The sequence below is a fragment of the Mesorhizobium sp. M7A.F.Ca.CA.004.12.1.1 genome (assembly GCF_003997835.1).
GTDB lineage: Bacteria > Pseudomonadota > Alphaproteobacteria > Rhizobiales > Rhizobiaceae > Mesorhizobium.
The window spans coordinates 1-5,556 of the sequence record NZ_RZRK01000411.1; the positions used below are offsets into that span (position 1 = coordinate 1).

Sequence of the window (5,556 nt, forward strand, 5' to 3'; positions counted from 1 at the left end):
GGTTATTTGACCGGCCAGGCAAACAACGCCACGCAATCCACCAAACGGAGCCCAGCACATGACACGCGAGACAATCCTCAAATTCGGCACCGTCGAACACGCGGACGCCGGCGATCTGGCTGGCTGGATCGTCGTCGAGGGCAAGCCGACCATGCAAACCGCCGTCCAGCACACGACCGAGGACGGCAAGGTGCTGTCGGGCACCTGGCGCGCGACGCCCGGTACCTACCACGCGACCTATACCGACTACGAGTTCGTGCACATGATCGCCGGCCGCATCATCATCACGCCGGACGGCGGCACACCGGTCGAGGTCGGTCCCGGCGATGCCTTCGTGGTGGAAGCCGATTTCAAGGGAACCTGGAAGATCATCGAGCCGGTGACGAAGCATTTTGTCGTCAGGGTTGGCTGAGGCGGGGTGATCCGTCTGGCCCGCCATGGTTCGCCATGGCGGAGCTGATCTCTGCATTCGCCCGGGCCTCGGCCAGGCCACTCCCCGGACTCCGGTCATTGGGTCATGAAGGCGTCTGCGGCGTCATCCACGGTCGGCCTCGACGTGAATGATACGGCACTCGCCAGCCAAGCGATCTCTCATCGGCGCTTACCAGCCAAATATCCTTGATACACCGGATCGATCCCCTAGTTCTTTCGGGGGCGCGGCAATCGCTAGGTTGCCTCGGGGGCAGCGGCGGTTCGGCCGTTCTGACTGCACGCCGCGGAAAGACGGTTGGACCGACGCATCCATGGAGGTCGTCGTGCGTCAATCGCGTGGATTCACCTGTGCGTATTTCGTCTTAGCTTGCTCGATCGCCGTAGTTTGCGCAGGAGCTGCAACCGGTGGTCAGCAAGGCGGAGGGCATGGCAACGGCGGCCATGGTTCTGGTGGCCATGGTGGCGGCGGAGGTCATGACGCCGGCGGCAACCACGGCGGCTCGCAGAAAGGGACTGGCGATGACCCCGGCGGCTCCAGTTCGTCGGCGGACGACGGCGAGACCAGCACAAGCGGCACTGCGGCAGCCCCGGGGACGGTAGGTCCGGCCACCGCTACTGCTGTTGCGTCCGCAAGGGGCGGACAGTCGCTCGACCTGCCGGCCGCTCTCCAGCCTCCCAGCGACAGCAACACTCAATCAACAGTCAGCCGAACCGAGGCGTTGCCGGGCGTCCCGGATAAAGTCGTTCGGGCCTGCCATGATGCCATCGAGTCGGCCGCCGCTCCGTTTGGGGCGACCAGCGTGCGCGTCGCCAGCGCGGGCGTCGTACATCAGTTGAGTCGGGCGACGATCTCGGCCCCTATCGAGGTCAGCATCGACTATGTGCGGCCTCGCGTTGCTCGTCCAGAGCCTCCTGAAGCTTAGCGACACGCACCAAAAGAGCTTGGGCGGCGGCTTCGCGCTCGATGCGTGCTCTGTCGAGATCCTCACGATTCATGACAGCTGTAGTACGTTCCCGTGCCAGAGCCTGTGCCGTCTCGGTTGCGGCCTGCTCGGCACGCTCTTTCGCTGAGACTGCTTTGGCTCGCTCCAGTTCAGCCGCCTGGCGCTCGACGCGAGCTTCTTTCAACTCCTCAACGGCCGCTGCTGCTGCAGCGCGTTCTCGTGCGAGCGTTCGCTCCGTGTCAGCTGCGGTCCGCTCCACCTGTTGTCTCGCTGTGACCGCGTCGGTCCGTTCCTGCTCAGCCGCGGCCGTACGCTTCATGAGTGCGGCATTGGCCAGTTTCGCTTCGGCGAGATCGCCACGAAGCAGCTCCGCCTTCCGGCGTTCGTCGTCGAGCATGCCGCTCGCCTGCGCCAGTGAAGCCTTGGCCGTGGCGCGATCCTCGGCGGCCTCGGTCTGAAGCTGTTCAATTTGGACGCGCGCTTGCGATAAATCGCGCGCCTGCCTTTGGGCCTGCTCCTGCTCGAGATGAGCAGCGGGCATCTCCTCAAGGACATAGCTGGTGGCCTCGCTCAGCATCGTGCGGGCATCTCCCGCAATGCGCCGCAACGCGTCAAGAGTGCGGGCCGCCGCGAGTTCATTGCGCAACCGCTCCTCGCGCGCGTCATCGGCAGCTGCCATGCTTGCCCTCAGCGTGTGGATCTGCTTGCTCGCCTCGAGGAGCGCTCCCTGCAGAGCGGCGCTCCTGGTACGCTCGCCTTCCGCCGCCCGGTGCTCCTGGTCGGCCAATTGTCTCGCAGCGGCAGCCTGAGCACGATCCGTGCCGGCTTGCGCCTGGTTAGCCGTGAGATCCGGGCCAAGCAATTCGGCACTCGCCTGAGGTCCTAACGGGCGCGAAAGGGCTCGATGGGCCTGGTCTTGGGTTTGCGAGATGGCGGAAGCGCTTTCGACCCAGATTTGTCTCGTCATCGCATAGCCAATCGGCGCGGCCAGACAAATGGCGGCGAGACCCAAGCGCGATACAAGAACGATCGGCCTGCGAACGACAGGGTTTGAGGCAGGCGCCATGGCCGGGTCGGGATCTCCCATCTGCGCTGTGAAATTCAAACCGCGATCCGCAGCATAGGCCAACGGAGCAATTTTTGGCGGTGAAGCTCTATGGCGCAATTGGTCCCATGCCGACCCGCAAATCCGCTTCCCACGTTCCGCGATCGCGCTGATGGATGCTGCAAGCCGGCCAGACTGCACACTGTTCGGTGCAGGAGCACCGGTCACTAACGAGCTCCCGCTGGGTTCGGATGTCGCGGCGAAATGCTCGATTCGCACTCCGAACCGAGAGTAGTTGGTATTTTGAGCCCGAACATCCAGGCCGACCGCATGCAAGGGGTTGGCAGCCTTGGAAGAAGCAGGTCCGGCGACAAGTCCGGCCGGGCTTTCCCATTCCCAAGAAGCCTCGTCGGCGATACCGGATCTGCCTTCGTCAAACGCTGCAAGGCGGCGTCGTCGCACCGCGGCAAGGATACGCCGGAGCACAAGATAGACGCCCACCGATGCAAGCGTCACCACTGCGATCAGAATGGCCAAATTTACGTCGTTTGCATACATTTCGGCAAGATAATTTGGCATTGCCGTGCCCGTGCGTTCTGGGGTGTATCGTCAAGTTCGTAAAGCGATGTCTGGTCATCCGCCTTGGTTTTGGCCAAGGCTTACCGCCCTCGAAACGTCGCTTTCGTCGGGATCCTTCTGGTACTTGCGAATTGTTGCGGATGGCGGGGCGCCGGTCGCGCGCTGATAGATCGCCGCAGTTGATATTCCTTGGCGGGCAATGCCCGACCAAGGACACATGCGGGGCCCTGAGACGCCGATTTGCGCCTCTGCATATCAACCTCGCGAGAGTTCGCCGGTGCGGACAAGCCACTTCCCGGCTCTTGACTGTCCATCATGAACTTAAGCTAGGTCACAGCGCACCACGGTCAACCATCACCTCGCAATGATCCTGCCGGCAGCCTTCGGCCAGACAAAAGGGCCATTGTAGTGCCCGCTCTTCGGAGCGAAGCTGGATTGTTCGGCGATGCATTCCCGGCGAAATTAGAATTCGTCGTACTGTTTCGCGAAAAGTACGACGTCAGTTGCTAAGCTGGTGAAAATGCGTGGTGATCCCGACAGGAATCGAACCTGTGACCTACAGATTAGGAATCTGCCGCTCTATCCTACTGAGCTACGGGACCACGCGGCCAGACACATAGCCGCTTCGGATCGTTTCGCCAAGAGGCCGGCCGATGGCAATTCGGCCGGCTTTGCGCTGCCGTCGTCAGGCGGCCAGCGCGGTTTCCGCCAGTTTCACCCAGTAGCTCATGCCGTGCGGGATGACCTCGTCGTTGAAGTCGTAGGCCGGGTTGTGGAGACCGGCGGTGTCGCCATTGCCGATGAAGATGAAGGCGCCGGGGCGGGCTTCGAGCATGTAGGAGAAATCCTCGCCGCCCATCACCGGCTGGATGCCGCGGTGGACATGGGCGTCGCCGGCGACACTCATCGCGACATCACCGGCAAACACCGTCTCTTCCGCGTGGTTGAAGGTCACGGGATAATTTGCCTGGTAGTCGACCTCGATCTTTGCCCCGAACGCGGTCGCCAGCCCGTCGCATATGCTGCGGATGCGCTCTTCGGACTTCTTGGCGATCTCCTTGCGCAAGGTGCGCACGGTGCCGGCGATTTCAGCGGTTTCGGGGATGATGTTGTAGGCGTCACCGGCGTGGAACTTGGTCACCGACACCACCACGGCCTCGACCGGATCGGTGCTGCGCGAGGCGATCGTCTGCAAGGCGCCGACCAGTTGGCTGGTGATGACGATCGGGTCGATCGTGCCGTGCGGCATCGCCGCGTGGCCGCCCTTGCCGCGCACGGTGATGGTGAACTCGGCGGTCGCCGCCATGATCGGGCCCGGGCGGATGGCGAACTGCCCGACGGGCAGGCCCGGCATGTTGTGCATGCCGAACACCCTTGAGATGTCGAAACGCTCCATCATGCCGTCCTTGACCATCTCGTTGCCGCCGCCGCCGCCCTCTTCGGCCGGCTGGAAGATCACCGCCACGGAACCGGTGAAGTTGCGCGTCTCGGCGAGGTATTTGGCCGCGCCCAGCAGCATCGCCGTGTGGCCGTCATGGCCGCAGGCGTGCATCTTGCCGGGGATGGTCGAGGCGTAGGATTTGCCTGTGATCTCGTTGAGCGGCAGCGCGTCCATATCGGCGCGCAGGCCGATGGTGGGGCCTTCGCCCTGGCGGCCGCGGATGACGCCGACGACGCCGGTCTTGCCGAGGCCGGTGACCACATCGTCGCAGCCGAAAGCCTTCAGCTTCTCGGTGACGAAGGCGGCGGTCTTGAAGACGTCGAAGTTCAGTTCTGGCGTCTGGTGCAGATGCTGGCGCCAGCCGGCAACTTCGTCCTGCATTTCGGCGGCACGGTTCAGGATTGGCATGATGGTTCCATCTCGCTGTTGGGACAGGCGGGTGTCGTCCGCTGCCTTGCAATTGTGATCGCCAGGCACTTTGCCATCTTGGCGTCACATAGGGTAAATAGCACCGCAACGATGCGGTCCGGTTTTTGAGGGTCGGACCAATCATGCTGGCGATCGCGTAACGAAATCTTACGGAGCCAGGGGCGACTACGGCAAGAGGCGATTTCGGATTTGATCATGCGGTACAGGCATTTCCTCAAACTATTCTCGGTTGGCACAATCGCGCTGTCGGTCGTGGCCGGGCCGGCGCTGGCCAATCCGGTGGTCGTATTCGATCTCGGCAGCGGCAAGATCCTGCAGCATCAGGACGCGTTCAAGCGCTGGTATCCGGCATCGCTGAGCAAGCTGATGACCGCTTATGTCACCTTTCGGGCGATCGCCGCCGGCGAGGTTCAGCTTGATTCGCCGATCAAGGTGACCAAACACTCCGCCGCCGAGCCGCCAAGCAAGATGGGCTTCAAGCCGGGCTCGGTGATGCGACTCGACAACGCGCTGAAGATGATGCTGGTCAAATCGGCCAACGACATCGCCATGGCGGTGGGCGAAAATGTCGGCGGTTCGCAGGCGGCCTTTGCCGACCGGATGAACGCCGAAGCGACCCGGCTCGGCATGAACGGCACGCATTTCGTCAATCCGAACGGGCTCTATTCGCCGGATCAGTACACGAC

5 protein-coding genes and 1 tRNA gene are annotated in these 5,556 nt (G+C 62.9%); 3 read left to right on the top strand and 3 right to left on the bottom strand.

What is annotated here, in order from left to right:
- Positions 1-58 precede the first annotated feature (58 nt).
- Positions 59-412 (top strand): cupin domain-containing protein, encoded by a 354-nt coding sequence (locus tag EN984_RS20860; RefSeq protein WP_127266678.1) that lies wholly within the window; start codon positions 59-61, stop codon positions 410-412.
- A gap of 425 nt (positions 413-837) precedes the next feature.
- A complete protein-coding gene (locus tag EN984_RS37790; protein ID WP_164750860.1) occupies positions 838-1,032 on the top strand; it encodes a hypothetical protein in 195 nt (64 codons plus the stop codon).
- Positions 1,033-1,299: 267 nt separating this feature from the next.
- Here EN984_RS37790 and EN984_RS38890 read toward each other — a convergent pair whose 3' ends face one another.
- The 3 genes from EN984_RS38890 to EN984_RS20880 form a co-directional block, all read right to left on the bottom strand.
- Positions 1,300-3,000, bottom strand: coding sequence for a hypothetical protein (locus tag EN984_RS38890; RefSeq protein ID WP_236383416.1), 1,701 nt, complete (start codon positions 2,998-3,000; stop codon positions 1,300-1,302).
- Between the two features lie 525 nt (positions 3,001-3,525).
- Positions 3,526-3,602 (bottom strand) — tRNA-Arg (locus EN984_RS20875).
- Positions 3,603-3,685: 83 nt separating this feature from the next.
- Positions 3,686-4,849: a M20 aminoacylase family protein gene (locus tag EN984_RS20880; RefSeq protein WP_127266677.1), complete on the bottom strand. Its 1,164-nt coding sequence runs from the start codon at positions 4,847-4,849 to the stop codon at positions 3,686-3,688.
- A gap of 216 nt (positions 4,850-5,065) precedes the next feature.
- Here EN984_RS20880 and EN984_RS20885 point away from each other — a divergent pair.
- Positions 5,066-5,556: serine hydrolase (locus EN984_RS20885; protein ID WP_164765557.1), on the top strand; the 491-nt coding region annotated here is incomplete at its 3' end.